General features: G+C 40.2%; 22 protein-coding genes. 14 read left to right on the top strand and 8 right to left on the bottom strand.

From position 1 onward, the window contains the following. Positions 1-25: 25 nt before the first annotated feature. The 3 genes from pheS to ACPPVU_RS04640 are packed head-to-tail and all read left to right on the top strand — an operon-like array spanning position 26 to position 2,058. Positions 26-1,060: a phenylalanine--tRNA ligase subunit alpha gene (pheS, locus tag ACPPVU_RS04650; RefSeq protein ID WP_426670533.1), complete on the top strand. Its 1,035-nt coding sequence runs from the start codon at positions 26-28 to the stop codon at positions 1,058-1,060. Further along, the gene (locus ACPPVU_RS04645; protein ID WP_426670532.1) at positions 1,057-1,473 is read left to right on the top strand and encodes a Rieske (2Fe-2S) protein; all 417 of its coding nucleotides are present in this window, start codon (positions 1,057-1,059) and stop codon (positions 1,471-1,473) included. Before pheS ends, ACPPVU_RS04645 begins: the two co-directional genes overlap by 4 nt. Before the next feature lie 3 nt (positions 1,474-1,476). Further along, on the top strand, positions 1,477-2,058 hold the full coding sequence (locus ACPPVU_RS04640; protein ID WP_426670531.1) for a TetR/AcrR family transcriptional regulator: 582 nt from the start codon (positions 1,477-1,479) through the stop codon (positions 2,056-2,058). Between the two features lie 198 nt (positions 2,059-2,256). Here ACPPVU_RS04640 and ACPPVU_RS04635 read toward each other — a convergent pair whose 3' ends face one another. Further along, positions 2,257-2,658, bottom strand: a complete 402-nt coding sequence (locus tag ACPPVU_RS04635; protein WP_426670530.1) for a hypothetical protein — start codon at positions 2,656-2,658, stop codon at positions 2,257-2,259. 137 nt (positions 2,659-2,795) lie between these two features. Here ACPPVU_RS04635 and ACPPVU_RS04630 point away from each other — a divergent pair, with 137 nt between their 5' ends. The 6 genes from ACPPVU_RS04630 (at position 2,796) to ACPPVU_RS04605 (ending at position 9,468) form a co-directional block, all read left to right on the top strand. Next, on the top strand, positions 2,796-3,428 hold the full coding sequence (locus ACPPVU_RS04630) for a hypothetical protein (protein ID WP_426670529.1): 633 nt from the start codon (positions 2,796-2,798) through the stop codon (positions 3,426-3,428). After that, entirely contained in the window at positions 3,425-3,730 is a 306-nt protein-coding gene (locus tag ACPPVU_RS04625) for a winged helix-turn-helix domain-containing protein (RefSeq protein ID WP_426670528.1), read from the top strand. The genes ACPPVU_RS04630 and ACPPVU_RS04625 overlap by 4 nt, the downstream gene beginning before the upstream one ends. A 50-nt stretch (positions 3,731-3,780) precedes the next feature. Next, positions 3,781-5,136, top strand: a complete 1,356-nt coding sequence (gene creD, locus ACPPVU_RS04620; RefSeq protein WP_426670527.1) for a cell envelope integrity protein CreD — start codon at positions 3,781-3,783, stop codon at positions 5,134-5,136. Between the two features lie 1,858 nt (positions 5,137-6,994). Continuing rightward, positions 6,995-8,404 (top strand): 23S rRNA (uracil(1939)-C(5))-methyltransferase RlmD, encoded by a 1,410-nt coding sequence (gene rlmD / locus ACPPVU_RS04615; protein ID WP_426670526.1) that lies wholly within the window; start codon positions 6,995-6,997, stop codon positions 8,402-8,404. A gap of 46 nt (positions 8,405-8,450) precedes the next feature. After that, complete coding sequence (locus ACPPVU_RS04610; protein ID WP_426670525.1) at positions 8,451-8,849, top strand: hypothetical protein; 399 nt, start codon at positions 8,451-8,453, stop codon at positions 8,847-8,849. Between the two features lie 109 nt (positions 8,850-8,958). Next, the gene (locus ACPPVU_RS04605; protein WP_426670524.1) at positions 8,959-9,468 is read left to right on the top strand and encodes a phosphoribosyltransferase family protein; all 510 of its coding nucleotides are present in this window, start codon (positions 8,959-8,961) and stop codon (positions 9,466-9,468) included. A gap of 110 nt (positions 9,469-9,578) precedes the next feature. Here ACPPVU_RS04605 and ACPPVU_RS04600 read toward each other — a convergent pair whose 3' ends face one another. The 4 genes from ACPPVU_RS04600 to ACPPVU_RS04585 are packed head-to-tail and all read right to left on the bottom strand — an operon-like array spanning position 9,579 to position 12,831. Beyond that, positions 9,579-10,082, bottom strand: a complete 504-nt coding sequence (locus ACPPVU_RS04600) for a shikimate kinase (protein ID WP_426670523.1) — start codon at positions 10,080-10,082, stop codon at positions 9,579-9,581. A gap of 7 nt (positions 10,083-10,089) precedes the next feature. Continuing rightward, positions 10,090-11,148: an ABC transporter permease gene (locus ACPPVU_RS04595; RefSeq protein ID WP_426670522.1), complete on the bottom strand. Its 1,059-nt coding sequence runs from the start codon at positions 11,146-11,148 to the stop codon at positions 10,090-10,092. 4 nt (positions 11,149-11,152) lie between these two features. Next, positions 11,153-12,298 carry a BT_3928 family protein gene (locus ACPPVU_RS04590; RefSeq protein ID WP_426670521.1) on the bottom strand — a complete coding sequence of 382 codons (1,146 nt, stop codon included), beginning with the start codon at positions 12,296-12,298 and terminating at the stop codon, positions 11,153-11,155. Continuing rightward, on the bottom strand, positions 12,295-12,831 hold the full coding sequence (locus ACPPVU_RS04585; RefSeq protein ID WP_426670520.1) for a DUF1599 domain-containing protein: 537 nt from the start codon (positions 12,829-12,831) through the stop codon (positions 12,295-12,297). Before ACPPVU_RS04585 ends, ACPPVU_RS04590 begins: the two co-directional genes overlap by 4 nt. Positions 12,832-12,966: 135 nt before the next feature. Here ACPPVU_RS04585 and folP point away from each other — a divergent pair, with 135 nt between their 5' ends. Continuing rightward, entirely contained in the window at positions 12,967-13,818 is an 852-nt protein-coding gene (folP, locus tag ACPPVU_RS04580) for a dihydropteroate synthase (RefSeq protein ID WP_426670519.1), read from the top strand. Between the two features lie 2 nt (positions 13,819-13,820). On the opposite strand, the gene ACPPVU_RS04575 is transcribed toward folP, so the two are convergent. Continuing rightward, the gene (locus ACPPVU_RS04575) at positions 13,821-14,213 is read right to left on the bottom strand and encodes a hypothetical protein (protein ID WP_426670518.1); all 393 of its coding nucleotides are present in this window, start codon (positions 14,211-14,213) and stop codon (positions 13,821-13,823) included. A gap of 208 nt (positions 14,214-14,421) precedes the next feature. Here ACPPVU_RS04575 and ACPPVU_RS04570 point away from each other — a divergent pair, with 208 nt between their 5' ends. The 4 genes from ACPPVU_RS04570 to ACPPVU_RS04555 all read left to right on the top strand — a co-directional run bounded on the left by ACPPVU_RS04570 (position 14,422) and on the right by ACPPVU_RS04555 (position 16,395). Further along, positions 14,422-14,772, top strand: coding sequence for a hypothetical protein (locus ACPPVU_RS04570; RefSeq protein WP_426670517.1), 351 nt, complete (start codon positions 14,422-14,424; stop codon positions 14,770-14,772). A gap of 35 nt (positions 14,773-14,807) precedes the next feature. Beyond that, complete coding sequence (locus ACPPVU_RS04565; RefSeq protein WP_426670516.1) at positions 14,808-15,269, top strand: GNAT family N-acetyltransferase; 462 nt, start codon at positions 14,808-14,810, stop codon at positions 15,267-15,269. A gap of 84 nt (positions 15,270-15,353) precedes the next feature. Continuing rightward, the gene (locus tag ACPPVU_RS04560) at positions 15,354-15,842 is read left to right on the top strand and encodes a DUF421 domain-containing protein (RefSeq protein WP_426670515.1); all 489 of its coding nucleotides are present in this window, start codon (positions 15,354-15,356) and stop codon (positions 15,840-15,842) included. 88 nt (positions 15,843-15,930) lie between these two features. Next, entirely contained in the window at positions 15,931-16,395 is a 465-nt protein-coding gene (locus ACPPVU_RS04555) for a GNAT family N-acetyltransferase (RefSeq protein ID WP_426670514.1), read from the top strand. Positions 16,396-17,066: 671 nt separating this feature from the next. Here ACPPVU_RS04555 and ACPPVU_RS04550 read toward each other — a convergent pair. Both ACPPVU_RS04550 and lptB read right to left on the bottom strand, forming a co-directional pair. Beyond that, a complete protein-coding gene (locus ACPPVU_RS04550; RefSeq protein ID WP_426670513.1) occupies positions 17,067-18,587 on the bottom strand; it encodes a GH3 auxin-responsive promoter family protein in 1,521 nt (506 codons plus the stop codon). A gap of 155 nt (positions 18,588-18,742) precedes the next feature. Continuing rightward, complete coding sequence (gene lptB / locus ACPPVU_RS04545; RefSeq protein WP_426670512.1) at positions 18,743-19,480, bottom strand: LPS export ABC transporter ATP-binding protein; 738 nt, start codon at positions 19,478-19,480, stop codon at positions 18,743-18,745. Positions 19,481-19,493: the final 13 nt, after the last annotated feature.

The following is a 19,493-nucleotide window of genomic DNA, read 5'->3' as shown; positions in this document are numbered from 1 at the left end:
AAGCAAAAAAATAAAGAAGATTATAATGCAGGAACAAATAGATCAATATACAGCAGAGATCAATGCTTTTTCGCCCGCTAACGCTGATGAGCTGGAAGCATTCCGTATAAAGTTTTTAGGTACAAAAGGGATCATCAAAGACCTTTTCGACCAGTTTAAAAGTGTGGGTGCTGAAGAGAAACGGATATTCGGTAAAGTGCTAAACCAGTTTAAGCAATTAGCTGAAACCAAATACCAGGAATTAAAAGAGACTCAAGATTCAGGAATCAAGACTCAAGACTCACAACTTGACCTTACATTACCGGGCGAAGGATTTAGTGTTGGCTCACGTCATCCGTTGTCATTGACGAGGATAGAGATCATTGATATTTTCAAAAGGCTGGGTTTCGTAGTAGCAGAAGGACCTGAAATTGAAGATGACTGGCATAATTTCTCTGCACTTAATTTCCCCGAAGAGCACCCGGCACGTGATATGCAGGATACTTTCTTCATCAAAAAGAATAATGGGAAAGATGATATTGCCCTGCGTACGCATACCTCATCAGTGCAGGTACGGATGATGGAGAATGGCAAGCCGCCATTTAGGGCTATTATGCCTGGGCGCGTTTATCGTAATGAGGCTATATCTGCCCGTGCGCATTGCTTTTTCCACCAGGTGGAGGGGTTGTATATTGACGAGAATGTATCATTCGCCGACCTGAAGCAAACGCTCTATCATTTTGTGCAGGAATTGTATGGCGAAGGTACTAAAGTACGTTTCCGCCCATCTTATTTCCCTTTTACAGAGCCTTCTGCTGAGATGGACATCAGCTGTACCATTTGCGGGGGATCAGGATGCAATATGTGCAAGTATACCGGCTGGGTAGAGATATTAGGTTGCGGCATGGTTGACCCTAATGTTTTGGAAAATTGCAATATCGACAGTAAGAAATATACCGGTTTTGCTTTTGGCATGGGGATAGAAAGAATCACCAACTTAAAATATGTGATAAAGGATTTGCGTTTATTCTCCGAAAACGATGTGCGTTTTCTGAAGCAATTCCAAACAGAGATCATATGATCAGAAAAATTTTTCTGCTTGCCATTATCAGCTTAACTTATCTTTCGTGCGGTAAAAGCGGTGACGTTGTACCCTACGTTTCAGTAAATTATGAAGCTGATATTAATAACCCTGCTTTAAATGCTCTGCATAGTCCGGGCGGAGCAGTTATTATTCCGGGTTATGGTGTGGCGGGTATTATTATTTATCGCGAGGCTGATCTGACATATGTTGCTTACGATGCCTGCAGCAGCTATCAGCCACAAAAACGTTGTGCCGTAACACTCGATAATAATTCATTGACTTGTACCGATCCTTGCAGTGGCGCTAAATTCTCATTAGCTGATGGCACGCCCGTAAAAGCACCCGCAACCAAGTCGCTTAGGTCATATAGCGTAAATGTGAGTAATTTTGAGATATTTGTATCCAATTAATACATGGAAGCTGACAAAATAAAAGAGAGCATTAAAAAAGCGGCACAGGAGTTATTCCGCAAATTTGGTTACCACAAAACAAGTGTTAACGAGATCGCCAAAAGAGCCAAAATAGCAAAAGCCACTATTTATAAGTACTTCGACAGCAAAGAAGCTGTGCTGCATGTATTGCTGATGGATTACATCAAGACCAGCGTTGATGAATTGATCCACAGCGATGTACATGAAATGGACGAGGAAGCTCACCTGAGCAACCTGATCATGAAGACCTGCCGTTTATCATACACTGTTTGTAATGAGTTTATCGGCTGGGATTTTATCCGCGAGTCAGCCAATTCACAGGATTTTCTGAAAAAGCTCTCCAACGAACTGGAAGAAATGCTGGTTAGTTCCTTTATGCAATTAGGCGGAATGCGTAAACAGGAAAACTATATGCAGCGCATACGCTTCCTGATCAAATGCAGCAAAAGCATCGTGTTTAGCTTCGCGTTTACCTCTGTGAGCGACTCGGACGTACGTAAAAATTTCGTTTCATTTCAGAAAGAGATATTGCCTTATCTGGTTAAGGCGGCAATATCGGTGTAGGCGTTCACGTTCACAACACACATGAACGCCTGCGCATACACATGAACATTTTGATTATCAGCAATTTGCATTTTTTTACTCTACTGACAAATTGCATTATCTGTTAAAGGCAGCAACAGTTAGTTAGGTTAACTGATCAAACAGCTCAGACATTTTAGCTCTCAGCTTAAAGTATCTGATTCACGATACTAGTCACAGCTATTTAAATCTTTTATAATCTATAGTCCCGTCGGTAATCCTGGTGGTATCGCCCGTTGTAGAAAATGAATGGGGTTGAGAACTTCCCGGATAAAATATTTCCAATGCATCAGCGTGATTGGGATGCGTAGTTATCTTGCATGCATACGCTGCCTCTGGCACTACAATAGTAGATGCATCATAAGAGGCAGTATAAATTCCAACAGTAGTATCACTTGTAATATGTAAAAATTGGTAGTATGGTGTAGCTGTTACCGGGTCTGTGTAACTCAATCCCTCCCAGGTGTGACCAACAAGTGCGGTATAAGGATAATTAATAATTTGTGGTGTTGGCTGCTCCTGTGGTGCTTTTGTACAACTGATCAAACAGGCAATTAATCCAATAAAAAATATACTTTTCATAAAATTAGTTTTACGTAACTGATAATTTATCATGTATGAACTTGACAATTTTAACTTATACGGATTTAAATAAAATTTGTATATGATTTTGTTATCTAAAATAAATTGTTTTACTTTGACAAACAAAGTACTTTCAAGTGGAAGAAAAAGAAATTCACGACGAGCTCTCGGCCATCAGGGGACTGATGGAGCGCTCCTCAAAATTTATATCCCTTAGCGGTTTATCCGGGATATTAGCTGGTGTTTATGCGCTGATAGGTGCGGCCGTTGTTTACTTACCTGCCCCTGAAGCGTTTGATCATAGCAATAATAATCCTGACAGCGCTGCACTTCATGGGGTAAGCGATTTTATAATAAACATTTTTGCTACAATAGCCATTTTAATCCTTTTCGCATCGATATTGACAGCTTTTATATTAAGCAGACGACAAGCTAAACGTAAAGGTCAACCTATTTGGGGTACGATCAGCAAAGTCCTTTTATTTCACATGGCCATCCCTCTTATAGCAGGTGGCATATTTATATTAATATTAATTCATCATAGCTATTATGGAATGATTGTGCCTATTATGCTTATTTTCTATGGCCTGTCATTAGTAAGCGCCAGCAACTTTACTTTTACCGATGTTAAATATCTCGGCTTATTAGAAATAGCTCTGGGACTTGTTGCCGCTTGTTTCCCCGGTTACGGATTGCTAATTTGGGCAATTGGTTTTGGTGTGCTGCATATTATCTACGGCAGTATGATGTACTTAAAATACGATAGGTGAAGATCTCCTTTGATAAACTTGATAAAGCTTTTGAGAACCGCGTAAGGTTGCAGATCATGAGCGTACTGGTAGCTAACAACCGGTATGATTTTAATTCGCTCAAAGAACTGCTGAACATTACCGATGGCAACCTGGCATCGCACTTGAAAGCGCTCGAAAAGGAAGAATATATTTTAGTGAATAAGAGTTTCCTGGGCCGTAAACCAAATACCAATTATGAAGCAACGGCAAAAGGCAAAACAGCTTTTAAAGATCACCTTGACACTTTGGAGCAATTTATAAAACAGCAAAAACCAATTTAATTTTTTTTATACCTACACTTTCAAATACAAAGTACTTTTAACAACCAATCATGATAGAAGAACAATCACAACCACAAGGATTTATGCACTGGCTCAGGGAGTCGGTGACCGTAAAATTAGTATTCATTGGTTTTCTGGTCTTAATACTGCTCATCCCCTCAGTGTTGATACAGAACCTGATACAGGAGCGCTCCACCCGGCAGGATGATACGGAGAAACAGGTATCTGATCAATATTCAGGCAGCCAGTTGGTACAAGGGCCGGTATTGGTGATCCCCTACAAAACACAAGTAAAAGAAAACGTTGCTTCTGGTAAAGAGGTCACCAAAGAAGTGATCAAAAACATCTTCATATTGCCAAACGAACTTAACTACAATGCGAATGTAAGCCCCGATGTTTTGCACCGGGGAATATTTGAAGTAGTGGTTTATAATAGTGCCATTAAAGTGTCTGGCAATTTTACCAGGGCCGATTTAAATCTGCTCTCGATAACACCCGATCAATTGATGCCCGAAAAAGCAAGGATGTTATTCAGTATAAGTGACCTGAAAGGCCTCAAAACAAACCCGCAATTTAAAGTAGCCGGACAAGTAGCTACTGCAGAGCCTGCTTTTGGCGACAACGTATTCGCAAATGGCTTACAGGTCGCCGTCAATTTAACCGGGATGATGGATAAGGCTATTCCCTTCGATTTCAATTTGGAGTTGAACGGAAGCCAGGAACTAAGCTTTTTGCATTTAGGCAAAACCACCGATGTAACAGTAAAAGGCAATTGGGGCAGTCCCAGCTTTAGTGGCCGCTACCTGCCTGATATCCGCAAAATAGATCCAAAAACAAATACTTTTGAAGCAAAATGGCGCATGTTGTACTACAATCGCCCTTTTCCCCAGCAGTGGGCTGACGATTACAGTTTAATAGCAAACAGCAAGAAAACAGATGATGCCACCTTTGGCGTTAAACTGCGCCTGCCTGTAGATCAATATCAAAAAACTATGCGTAGCAGCAAATACGCCATATTGATTATCATGCTCACTTTTATCTCCTTGTTTCTGACAGAGATGATCAGCAAGCAGCGTATACATGTATTCAATTATGTGCTGATTGGTGCTGCCATGATCGTTTATTATACCCTGTTGCTTTCATTTTCAGAGCAAATAGGGTTCACTTTCGCCTACCTTATCGCTTCGGCAGCAACTGTAATTTTGGTTGCTGCCTTTTTAAGATCGCTCATAAAAAGCATGAGGTCGACAGGCCTGTTTGCCTTTATCCTTAGCCTGTTTTATGCATTTATATACATCATCATCCAGTTAGAAGATCTCGCTCTTCTGGTTGGCAGCGTGGCACTATTCCTTATAATAGCAACGCTCATGTATTTTTCGAGAAAGATAAATTGGGACAGGCATTAATTTTAACCAGGGCAGCTACCCGGCTGCCCCTTCACATTATTCTTACAATGAAATATTATACTCTCCCTTACAGCCTAAAGGTTTGGTTAAGCAGTGTGTTTCTGGCGCCAATACTTTTGTTAGCTATTGGTTATTGTTTCTATCCTAAGCCAACGGATTCGGATTCAATTATTCAGACATATTTCCTATTTACAATTGTAAGTGGAGTTTGTTCTTTCGTTACATGGTTGATATTTTGGGGGGCCGCAACTTTAGCATGTCTCTACATTCCGGATAGAATCAAAAGAAAACTGATCATGTGTTTTTTGGGTATTATTTTAACCATTATCACTTTTCTTCCATTTTTCCTTGAGGATGAGATGAGGTTTTCACTGGATGATGCAAGGATTTCCATGATGCTATTCAATTGCCTGTGCATAGGTTCAGGAAGTCTGTTTTACAATTTAGGACCGGATGAAAGCTAATTAATTTACTTTTTAAAACATTTTATTGAGCCTCCTTCTTCATCACAAAACTAACTCTTATGGAATTTTACGCTCTTTCTTACAGTTTTAAAGTCTGGATAACCAGTATACTCCTTGCACCGGTAATTTTCACCTCGATTTACTTTTTTTACGATCATCAATTATTAAGTATTTCTCTGTCAGGCATCGGCTCATTATTGCAAGGCTATTTTGGACTTATAACGGTAGGTTGTGTCTTGTCTTTTATCACCTGGCTTTTCTTTTGGGGAATAGGGATCGTAACGTGTCGTCACACTACAAATGTTATTCACAGGAAATTAATTATGTCTCTTATGGGTATCATTTTAACTATTCTCACATTTCTATTCATTTTTTCATGCTTGTTTTCTTTTAAAGACACCTTTACAGATATGCCTCTTACAATAATGTTGAGTTATTGCTTTTGTATAGGTACGGGGAGTTTATTTTACAATTTAGGACCTGATGAAAGCTAATTAATTTACTTTTTCAAAAACATTTTATTGAGCCTGTGTGTTCAAAAAATAATTCACAATACCATTTTGGTTTTTGGTATAAATATGTTTAATTTAGCATTAATTACAACTTTCTATCATGAGTGAGGAACTAAATGATTTTTCGGAACAGATTGATGAGCAGTTTGAAATAGCAGATATAGAGAATGATGATTTTTGGCAGGCTATTGTCAATTTGTTTATTTGATCGTTACTGTTCTATCTTGTGGTCGTCTTTTTAAAAGATGAGTGACTTTGAGTGCAATTCAAATTGTCGCTACTAACCCATTTACTTAGCTTATACATCCGCGGAATTTGGCTAAAGCCTTACTTTGCTACCTTTTACCCGTCCCTTTTAAGGGACGGGTGGATTAACACAGAGCTAAGGGCTTTAGCCAAATTAGCTGATTAGCGACAATTGGGATTGCACTCGTGTCGTTGCTTTGTCTAAATATTTCTCTTATTTTAATACCGTGGCAGCTTCAGAAGAAATCCTAAAAATGCTCCGTCAGGAGCAAAATGTCGGTAACAAAAATACATAACAACTTTGCGCGCCGTAGGTGCGAAACAAAATCGGCGATATCTTTCTAATACATAACTAATCTCGGATAGGTTATGTACCTACGGCACATCGATAATTGTATAAACTATATTTCTACCAACATTATACCCCTACGGGGTACATTATTAAGTTAAGGAAAAATGAGTGGTTAATTCTTACCACCAAGCCTGGCAGCTCACTCCTGCACTCTTCAAAAGAGAGGTTCTAATAGAAGCCGAAGTTAAAGTCCTCTCCTTTGGAGAGGATTTAGGTGAGGCTAAGTATAACACTTTGAAGACAAGGTTTGGGGTGAGGCTGATAAACCGTACCTTTGCAAACTGATGAATAAAGTTGCGAATAATCCTGTTTTTGAGAACGTCTCCATTATTGATATTGCCGAGGAAGGTAAAGGTGTAGGTAAGGCTAATGATTTTGTGCTCTTTGTAGATAAAGCTATCCCGGGCGATATCGCCGATGTGCAGATCTACCGCAAAAAGAAAAATTTTGCTGAAGGGAAGATTGTCCAGCTTAAACAGGCTTCTGAATATCGTACTGAGGCGTTCTGCGAACATTTTGGCACCTGCGGTGGCTGTAAATGGCAACACATGACTTACGATGCCCAATTACAATTCAAGCAAAAAGCGGTGGCAGGTGCATTAGGTCATTTAGCTAAGATAGATGTAAGCAATATGATGCCTATAGTGCCATCGCCTGAGGACAAATATTATCGCAATAAACTGGAATACACTTTCTCTAACAAGCGCTGGTTGAGTGATGGCGAAAACCGTACAGAGGAGCCAATGAATATGGATGCACTGGGCTTTCACATCCCAGGTCGTTTTGATAAGATACTCGATGTAAAACATTGCTATTTACAGGCCGATCCGTCAAACGATATCCGCAACAGTGTACGTGATTTTGCAAAACAGCAAGGCATTAGCTTTTATGACCTGAAAGCTCATGAAGGTGCTTTGCGTAACCTCATTATCCGTACCTCATCCACAGGTGAGTTAATGGTAATTGTAGTTTTTGCTTATCCTGCCGAAGAAGAGATCAATAGCCTGATGACTTCTATCGATAACAAGTTTCCGCAGATCACTTCGCTCCTGTACATTGTCAATGAAAAAAAGAATGATACCATTTTTGACCAGGAAGTAATAGCCTGGCGCGGTCCTGAATATATTTATGAAGAAATGGAAGGTATCCGTTTCCGTATCGGCCCAAAATCATTTTATCAAACCAATTCAATACAAGCTTTAAGGTTGTACGAAATAGCACGCGAATTTGCCGGCTTTAAAGGTGATGAGTTGGTTTATGACCTGTACACCGGTGCCGGCACCATAGCCAATTTCATAGCAGGTAAAGTAAAAGAGGTAGTCGGAGTTGAATATGTGCCAACAGCTATCGAAGACGCTAAGATCAATTCAGCCATCAACAATATCACCAACACCAAATTTTATGCTGGCGATATGAAAGATGTATTAAACGCCGATTTCGTAGCCGAACATGGCAAGCCGGATGTGATCATCACCGATCCTCCCCGCGCAGGCATGCACCCGGATGTAGTAAATAGGTTGATGGAAATTGAGGCCGAAAAGATCGTCTATGTAAGCTGCAACGCAGCTACCCAGGCACGAGACCTGCTGGTGCTAAAGGAAAAATACGATACCGTAAAAATCCAACCAGTAGATATGTTCCCGCATACACAGCACGTGGAGAATGTAGTCTTGTTAACCCTCAGAACCAATTAGAATTTAGAAATTAGAGTTTAGAATTTATTTTTTAGAATTTAAAAAAATGGATCCCGAAGAACTGCTTAACGAACATAGCAACGAGGAACAGAAAAAAGAAAGTCCGCTGGTAAGCCTCGAAAGAGACCTGAAGATCTACAATGAATCGATTCACGAAGTAGCAATTGAGATCATGATGGAGGGGCTTTCAAACCATCCCATCTTTATTGCCTATCAGCATATGGTTAAATTAGGCGAGCCTATTTTAGACCGTGATGATCTGAATATGGAGTGGAGCATTAATGCCTCTACTTTGGAAGAGTTTAAAGAACACAATGTTATAAAAAAAGAACTGGAAGCCCGTTTCCTGAAAACTTACAAAAACCCAAACGAATATATGTGCCTGTTTGTGGTGGTACCCGAGGGGGCTAATTTTGTATATTATCCTTATAAAAAAAGTAGTTGAAAGGTTGTAAGGTTGGAATGTTGTAAAGTTGCGTCTATATTTACAATAAGTTTTATGGGCGGATTAACATTTTAACCTTACAACTTTCCAACTTTCCAACAAGAACACAATGTCCGAGAAAAAGATCCTTATATTAAACCAGCACCAGATAGAGCAAAAGATCAATCGTATTGCCTATCAGTTGTTAGAAGATAATTTTGATGAAGAAGAGATCATCATCGCCGGTATTTTGCCAAAAGGCAATTACATTGCCGAAAGGTTGAAAACAATACTTGATGAGATAGCTCCCTTTAAAAGCACGCTGATCACTATTGAGATCGACAAGCTAAGCACAAGCTTGAAAGCCAAAACTGATACTGACATACAGATATGCAATAACAAAGCAGTTATCATAGTAGATGACGTGCTCAACAGTGGTAAAACGCTGGCTTATGGCTTTGGTGTTTTCCTGGACGTCCCGTTAAAGAAACTGCGCACAGTAGTATTAATAGACCGTAATCACAAAAGTTTCCCTGTAACTACTGATTTTGCCGGCATAGCCCTTTCCACCGTATTAAAAGAGCACGTTGTTGTTGTTTTGAATGAAGAAGGTAAAGAAGATGCAGTTTATTTGAGTTAGAAAAGTCCCTTTGTCATTCTGAACATAGTGAAGAATCTTCTTCGCCATACATAACCGGGAAGCAAGGTGAAGAAGATATTTCGCTATCGCTCAACATGACAATAAGTTAACTACTCCGCACCCAATATCTGCTCCAACCGCTCTGCCGTTAAACTCAACCCATCCGCAATAATATTTGCCTGGGAGTAAAATCCTTCTCTCTCTGCGAGCTTTTGTTCGATAAAAGCAACCAGGTCATCGCCGTGCTTATCTTGTAATAGCGGACGTTCTTCTTTTCCGGTTTCTAACCTGTCAGCCAAAGTTTTTGGAGATAGTTTGATGTAAATGACCTTACCATTTGCGTTCATCCATTCCATATTATCAAAATAGCATGGAAGGCCTCCGCCTGTTGAAATAATAACATTATCAGGGTAAATGGTCTTCTTCAATACTTCAGATTCCAGTGTACGAAAAGCATCCTCACCAAAAATAGAGAAGTATTCGGCAATGCTTAATTCTACTTGTTGTTCCAGTTTATGATCAAGGTCGATAAATTCACACCCCATCCTTGCAGCTAATTTGCGACCTAATGTCGTTTTGCCGCTGCCCATAAAACCGATTAAAAAAATCTTCATAATATAACTAACTCAACTTAACACGTGGATCGATCCAAACATATAGCACATCCACTAAAATATTGATCACCACAAAAATAAACGCAATAAAAAGAATCGACCCCATTACCACCGGGAAATCCGACATTTCAAGGGCATCTACCGTAGCCTTGCCTAAACCATTGTATCCAAACACATATTCCACAAAAAATGAACCGGCCAGCAAAGAGGCAAACCAATTAGCAATGGCTGTGATCACCGGGTTGAGTGCATTTTTTAAAGCATGACGGTAAATAATTGTCCGCTCGCCTAAACCTTTGGCTCTTGCGGTGCGGATATAATCCTGCCCCAAAACATCCAGCATGGCGCTGCGGGTAAGCTGCACAATAATAGCAAGCGGACGCAAACCAAGCGTAACCATGGGCAGCACCAAATTACGCCAGGTAATCACCTCGCCATTAAAGGCATCGTAACTATACAGACTGCCGGACATATTCAGACCGGTATACTTGTGCAGTACAAATCCGAATATCCACGCTATAATAATGCCCGCAAAAAATGATGGCGCCGAAATACCCAGCGTTGAAAAAGCTACTGCCAGTTTATCTATCCAGGTGTTCTGATTAACCGCACTGATAACACCCAGCATCACACCAATAATAATGGCAAATATCATGGCTGTTGTGGCTAATATCAATGTATTAGGGATCACGCCCATCAGCAATGATGCTACGTCCTTGCGGGTTTGATAGGAGCGGCGCAGGTAAGGCCATTTCAAAGCGATTGTTCTTTCTTTTGAAATCGGGATCAGCGATACATAATGATAACGCTGCTGTTCTTCTGCATCCCGGGCATGGATCCCTATTGGCGAAAGATCATTCACGTAATAAAGAAATTGTACTGGGATAGGTTTATCCAAACCAAACTCTTTACGCACAGCTTGTAACGATTGCACGTCCGCTCTTTGTCCCTGGGTCATCCTGGCGGGATCGACTGGCAAAACATTGAACAGAAAAAACACCACAATCACTATCCCCAGCATTACTGCTATACCATAGCTCAATTTGCGGAGAATGTACCTGATCATCTGTTTACTTCTGAAAATATTCTTTTACCAGATCTTCATATTTCGGCATGGAATGATAGTGCCACTTATTAATAATGGTCCCGTTCTTCATCAAAAAAATACCGGGATTAGCCCTCACCATTGTTTTTAACGGCACACCATCCGCATAAAATATATCCATCACCAAATGATTGGCTTTACTGAAAGCCTCCGCATCTTTTGCCGAATTAGAAGTTAGCAAAACCGTACGTGTATTAAAATTCTGCGCCAGGTTTGCGGCAAGGGCGTTCAGCCGACCAATAGCCTCAACATCTGTGTGGTCAAGATCATACGCCACGATAATGAGGTTATAGAATGGACTTGCTAACAATTCTTTGGTATAGCTATTCCCCTGTGCATCCTGTATGGACAGATCAATAATTTTCGGTGTAAAACCCTTTTTAACCAATACCTGTTCTGGCGCACCAACAATGGTCCAGTTATCATCTTTCCAGATATTGCTCTTCATGTAATCCTTATCGTTCATCACTTTGGCCTCACCTGTTTTTTTGTTTTTAAGGTGATAAGTGATCTGGTATTCATCCGGCTTTGCATCAGGCGGGGTTTTCATTTCATCCGGGATATTGGCGCCCACTTTATAAGGCAGAAAATCAATAACCGGTAAAAAATTATAGGTATACAATCCAATCCCCACAGCAACCACCACCGAAGCGATCAGCAAATTATCTCCAGTCCTTTTGCCGAATAGAGGTTTGATGGTTCTGCGATTGATAAACAGAACGATTATCAGCAATAATAAAACCAAATCCTTACTAAACGACTGCCATGGCGTAAGCGGAATAGCATCACCAAAACAGCCGCAGGTTTGCACCACCTTAAAATAAGCCGAATAAAATGTTAAAAATGCAAAGAAAATAATCAGAAGCAGTAAGCCCCATGCAACCGATACTGCACGTACCCCTATCAAAAGCGCAAAACCCAGTATAATCTCGAGCGAGCACAAAATAATAGCCAAACTAAGCGCCAGGCTGTTTAAAAATCCGATATGAAATACTTCGAAATATTCTTCCAGCTTATAAGAAAACCCAAGAGGGTCATTGATCTTAATAAGTCCCGAAAAGATAAATAATAAGCCTACCAGTATTCTCCAAACCCAAACTATGTTCTTCATTTCACGCCCAATTTTATTAATGCAAAAACCGCATAGTTCAGCATATCCTGGTAATTAGCCACCACACCTTCTGATGCCAGCGTTTGGCCTTTATTATCTTCTATTTGTTTTACACGTAACAGTTTCATCAATATCAGGTCGGTAATTGAACTGATGCGCATATCCCGCCATGCCTCTCCATAATCGTGGTTTTTAGCAAGCATCAGTTCTTTGGTAGCATTGGCCTTATCATCAAAAAGTGAACTGACATGCTCAACGGTAAGCTCTATAGGAGTATCAGTACCGCAATCCAACTGCATCATGGCTATCAGGCAGTAGTTTACTATACCAATGTATTCGCTGGTAATGTCCTCGTCAACTTTTGATATTTTTTTCTCTTCCAGCGTGCGTATGCGCTGTGCCTTAATAAATATCTGGTCGGTAATGGATTCTATACGCAATATGCGCCATGCAGTGCCATAGTCACGGGTCTTTTTCATAAAAAGTCCCTTACATATCTTAATTACTGCTTCGTATTCTGCTGCTGTATTCAATTTATTTAGCTGTAAAGTTGGAAGGTTATAAGGTTGAAATGTTTAGATCTGTTAAACGAAGCAGGTGATATAGTTTGTAAAAGTTAAAGTAACTTTACAACCTTTCAGCGCTCAAACATTACAACGAAAAACCCAGTGGCTAAAGATACATTTTTTCGGAAAAAGGAAACTATAAATGCAGGTGGTAAACTGATCGATCTGAGTGTACCTAAGGTAATGGGCATTATCAATATCACACCTGATTCTTTTTATGCCGGCAGCCGTAAACCATTGCTAAACGATGCTTTACAGCAAGCAAGCAAAATGCTGGCTGAAGGTGCTGACTTTCTGGATATCGGCGCCTACTCATCGCGACCCGGTGCCGAAGATATTTCTTCCCAGGAAGAAATGGACCGCTTGCTGCCTGTTATTGAACTGATTGCCGCTAGTCATCCTGAAACTGTTATTTCGGTGGATACCTTCCGTAGTATAGTCGCCGAGGCCGCTGTAAAAGCAGGGGCGCTTATTATTAATGATATCTCTGGTGGACAATTGGATGAGGATATGTTTGCAACTGTGGCTAAGCTGAAAGTTCCTTACATATTGATGCACATGAAAGGAACGCCCAAAAATATGAGCCAGCTGGCCCAATATGATGATATCTTTATAGAAGTACTGGATTATTTTGCATCACGTTACCACCAGTTAAAACAATTAGGTGTACATGATGTGATCCTTGATCCGGGCTTCGGCTTTGCAAAAATGCCCGACCAGAGTTATGGCCTAATGAACCGCTTACAGGATTTTAACATTTTAGAATTACCTATCCTGGCAGGTATATCCCGCAAGCGGATGATCTATAAAATAACAGGCGGCACTGCTGAAGATGCATTAAATGCCACTACGGCATTAAACACCATCGCGCTAATGAAAGGGGCTAATATTTTACGTGTACACGATGTAAAGGAAGCTGTTGAGGCTGTCAATATATTTTTGGCTTGCAAATAGGCCTATTCATTTTGAATCTTCGCATAGCTCATCGTAATCCCATCAGCAAAATCCTGGCCTATGGTTAATTGGGTTCCCTGCTGTTTAAAAAATTCACCGCTTGTATTATTGTCAAACAGTATTTCCTCATATGGACCAGATGGGGGATAATAAGTTTTGATATGAAAAACACCCTGGTTATTTAGCTTTCCCCTGATATAATGCAGATAAGTGCTGTCATGATTAAATTGCAAAATAGTACCATTGCCCGCTTTGTAGGTCGAATCAAATCCGGCTATGCCGCCAACCATAGTCCGCAATTCCCATTTACCAAAAATTCCCGGTGATATCGGTTCACTTTTTTTACAAGCTATCAGGCAACATGTCGCAACTATAACTAATATTAACGCCCTCATACCTAATTACTTTATTCTCTTTACGCAATCAATTTACATAATGTAACAACAGACGTTAATTTTTCGTGTTAATACTGTACGAAAGCGAACGCCTGTTGTATCGAAATTGCGCGGTCGCAAGTTCAAATACAATTTAATTAATTGATAATTAATAGTTTACATAATCGGCATTGGCTTTGTGGTGCCAATTACAGCAGCATACAGAAACATGGCTCACCATCGCAAACAATTAGAACGGCGCACCTATTCACAGGACCGTTATTATACCCTTATCAAACGGCAAAAAGCCGGAAAAGCTACTTTTAAGGAACTGACCGAATTGGATGAGATCGTGAATCGTGTCCCGGATATCCGCGATTTAGTTATCAGGGAAAGCTTTATGACTGGCGATACAGAAGACATAAATACACCGCAGAACGATACCGGAGATAGCGGTAACTCATTCAAGCAATCCACTCAACCTCAAAGTTTTTGGAACCGAATTAAGACTTTTATTACGCGCGTATTTACATCACAATTCTCTGTTGCAAAAGCAGGTGACCTTGCAATTTTAATTTAATACGATCTTTATATTTGGGCTGAAACGATCAACCCATGTCATCCAATAATATAACATTAAAAAGAACTACCAGCAGTAACCCGGACTTCCGAAATCTGACGATCTTACTTGACAAGGAACTGCATAATCAATATGGCGACCTCCAATCGGAATACGACCGTTATAATCATATTATTGATATAAATACAGTAGTAATCGCTTATCGCGATCAGAGTGCTGTTGGTTGTGGATGCTTTAAGCAAATTGACGATACCTCTGCCGAGCTCAAAAGAATGTTTGTTAAAGCTGATGAACGAGGGCAAGGCATTGCCTCATCTATTTTAACTGAGCTGGAACTGTGGGCCAAAGAAATCGGATTTTCCTATTCAATACTCGAAACCGGGGACAAACAGCATGAAGCCATCGCACTATATCAGAAAATTGGCTATGTAATTATCCCTAACTATGGACAATACTCTGGCATGGAGAGCAGTATTTGTATGCGGAAAGAGTTATAAGATTATGGGTGTAGCGTAGCGCTACACCTAAACCACTGACTAACCGACATCAAAACTAATTCATGTTGAATTGTTTTAATGGTTATGAAACTTTTGTACCAGCTATTTGGCGAAGGGAAGGATCTCTCCGTCATTCAAATGTGCGACCGTGCCATTATCATTTATTTTATTGCATTGCTAATGCTTCGCATAAGCGGCAGGCGCACTTTTGGTAAGAAAACAGCTTTTGATAATACTATCGTTTTCATTTTAGGTGCGGTATTAAGTCGTGCTGTTGTAGGGGCGTCAGACTTTATACCAACTGTTGCTTCATGCCTTGTATTAGTGCTGCTTCATCGGGGCCTGGCATGGTTAAACATCCGCAGTCAATCGATCAGGCACATACTTGAAGGGAAAAGCATTCGTTTATACCATAATAACCATCTCGAAAAAGAGAACCTAAATAAGAGCCTGATTGGCGAAGATGAACTTAAAGGCGACCTGCGGATGAAGGCCAATATAGGATCTTTAGACGACGCAGATGAAGTTTATATGGAAACAAGCGGCGAAGTGAGCGTGATAACGAAGAAATAGGTAAATTCTTCTAATGAATCTAAGGCAGCACCTATATTTTTAGTTCCTGTGTAAGATGATTAACTTGAGACAAATTAACTATTTGATAATGAACAGGGCCAAAACCATAACCATAAAAAGAACGGACAGTAATGACCTGGACTTCCCACAATTGGTTGCGCTATTAAACCAGGAGTTGCGGGAAAGATATGGTGGACAAGAATCAATTTACGATTCCTATGATCAGATCAGCAATTTAGATACCGTAGTGATGGGCTATATTAATGATTTATCGATAGGCTGTGGATGTTTTAAAAAATATGATGATACCACAGTCGAGATCAAAAGGATGTTTGTTAAGCCTGATGAACGAAGACAAGGCATCGGTTCTAATATATTAAGCGAATTGGAGATATGGGCTAAAGAAAAAGGCTTTTTATACGCCGTACTGGAAACTGCCAACAAACAACACGAATCTATTGCCCTCTATAAAAAAGCCGGATTTTCTATTATACCGAACTACGGGCAATATGTTGGGAAAGAAATTAGTGTTTGTATGAAGAAGAAGTTGTAAGAAGGATTTGCCCGTTCAAGCAGTAGCGGGGGATCAACCCTAACCAGATATCAAACCAAGCATAATTAATAGAAATTCTAAAATATAGAATATAATAAAGAAAGATATAACTGCTCCAACAATTGTGACAAACCACATAGGTTTGTAAACAAATATCTCGTCATTATCCTGTGTCGAGCCATATCTTGAAACAAATCCTCTCCTGAATATAAAAAATGCAAAAACAAGGTCGACCAAAATTATAATCGAAGTTCTAAGACAATAATAAGGGTACCACCTCTCAATGTAAATTAGCACGGCGGTTGTTATATAAAATAAATTCTCAGCAAAGAAGTCAAACAAAACGGCCTCCCCTGAATAATAATCCAGATTAGAAAATCCTAGCTTTTTTATAATCGATTTAGAAACGAGTAACGTAATATAATAAACTAAAATTACAAAGACTGGTACAAAAAAGTCTAAACTTTGTCCGCATAGGTAAGATACAATTGAACACCCTAACATTCTATAAAGGATATGCAATGAAAAAAAGATAGCTGTATAGCTTAATTTTGTTCGGGTGAAATATATTTTATACGAATTAAACTGCTCCATTTTTCAGATTTAGGGTTATGCTTTTATTATTTATGGGTTATGCTCAGCGTTCTCACTTCAGCATCTAAGGATTTATCCTATCCCACCAACTCCGCCATCAACAAAATAGAATCAATATACTCCCTGTCATTTGCCAAACGCGGCACTTTATGCTGTCCGCCCAGTTTACCTTTCTCTTTCATCCAGTTAAAGAAAGTGCCTTCGGGTGCGCGGTGTACAATTGGACGGCGTAGTGCCATATCTTTAAACCGTTTAGCATCATAGTCTGAATTGATCTTGCGCAGGGTTTCATCCAGCAGGTCTACAAAACGTTCAAACTCAGGTGGCCGTTGTTCAAATTCGATGATCCACTCGTGTGCACCGCTCTGATCGCCGTTGAAATATATTGGGGCGGCGGTATATTCTTTGATAATGGCTCCGGTTTGATGACAAGCCTCTTCCAAAGCACGCTCAGCATTATCAATGATCAGCTCCTCACCAAAGGCATTGATAAAATGCTTGGTACGACCAGTAATTTGTATCCTATAAGGCGAAAGCGAAGTAAAACGGATAGTATCTCCTATCATATACCGCCAAAGACCGGCATTGGTACTGATGATAAGCGCATAATTTTTATTCAATTCTACCTCATCCAGCGTAAGGGTTTTGGGATTATCATCATGGATATGTTCCAGCGGTAAAAACTCATAGAATATACCGTAGTCCAGCATCAATAACATATCGCCGTGTTCTTCCAAATCTTGTATCCCAAAAAATCCTTCGGATGCATTATAAGTCTCCAAATAATGCATATCCGGGTTAGGGATCAGCTTTTTAAATTGCTCGCGGTAAGGGGTAAAATTAACTGCCCCGTGGAAATAAAGCTCCAGGTTAGGCCATATCTCCAGCAGATTTTTCTTTCCTGTAATTTCCAGCAGGCGTTTAAATAAAAGAATATTCCAGGTTGGCACACCACTGATACAGGTCACATTTACATCCCGTGTGGCATTTGCCATTTTTTCAATCTTCTCTTCGAAATTATCCAGCAAGGCAATATCAAGATGCGGCGTCCGGTAAAACTCCGCCCAAATAGGCAGGTTCTTCATGATTACAGCTGACAGATCGCCAAAAAAAGTATCTGCTTTTAATTGGCTCACCTGGTGACTGCCACCCAGTGTTAATGCCTTACCTGTAAATATCCTCGCATTAGGGCGGTTATTAAAATACAGGGTGAGCATATCCTTACCCCCTTTAAAATGACATTCTTCGAGTGACTCCTCGCTTACCGGAATAAATTTACTGCGATCGCTTGTGGTGCCTGATGATTTGGCGAACCACTTTATTTCTGAGTGCCAGAGCACATTTTGCTCCCCCTTCAGCATCCTTTCGATATAAGGCTTCAGGGTATCATAATTTTGTATAGGAACCCTTTCCTTAAATTGCTGTAGATTTTCTATGCTTTTATATTGATACTTTCTACCCCATTCCGTGTTTTCCGCACCCGATACCAATTGCTCAAACCACTCCTCCTGCACTTCGTTGGGGTATTTCATAAAAAGCTCTATCTGGTGGATACGCTTTTTGATAAACCATGTAAATACAGAGTTAATAATTGTCATACACGTTACAGGTTAAGTGGTCAGTGGTCATTGGTCATTGGTCATTAGTCATCGGTTTCTTACTACCCCATTGAGCCACTAATGACTAATGACAGCAAAGCGAAATGACCAATGACTAATGACAGCGCAACGAAATGACTAATGACGCGAAGCCTTTATACAAATGTCTTTCTTTTCAACACAAAATTAGCACCCAGGTAAACTTTGCGCACCATTTCATTTTCTGCAAGCACCTCAGGCACGCCCGATTCCAATATTTTTCCTTCAAAGAGCAAGTAAGCCCTGTCTGTTATCGACAGCGTTTCCTGTACATTGTGATCAGTTATTAATATACCAATATTGCGATGCTTTAGTTTGGCTACCATGGCTTGTATCTCTTCCACCGCAATTGGGTCAACACCTGCAAAAGGTTCATCCAATAATATAAAATTTGGCTCAGCTGCTAATGCGCGCGCAATCTCAGTACGCCTGCGTTCGCCCCCTGAAAGCAGATCACCACGGTTCCTGCGCACTTTGTGCAAGCTAAATTCATCTATCAGTTCCTCCAGTTTGTCATGCTGATGCTCCTTACTCATTTTGCCCATTTCCAGCACTGCTTTAATATTATCTTCAACAGACAACTTTCTGAATACAGAGGCCTCCTGGGCCAGGTAACCTATGCCCTTTTGCGCACGGCGGTACATTGGATCGCCGGTTATATCTTCATCTTCCAGGTATATCTTGCCTTCATTAGGCTTTATCAATCCCACGATCATGTAAAACGAAGTGGTTTTGCCGGCACCATTCGGCCCCAATAACCCCACAATTTCGCCCTGCGAAACATTAAATGAAACATGATTTACAACCGCACGTTGCTTATATTTTTTTACCAGATCGTCTGCTCTTAATATCATATTTTATTAAAAT

The organism is Mucilaginibacter sp. McL0603 (assembly GCF_049992945.1).
GTDB lineage: Bacteria > Bacteroidota > Bacteroidia > Sphingobacteriales > Sphingobacteriaceae > Mucilaginibacter.
The sequence above is the reverse complement of the archived record's forward strand: the minus strand, read 5'-3'. Positions and strand labels throughout refer to the sequence as shown.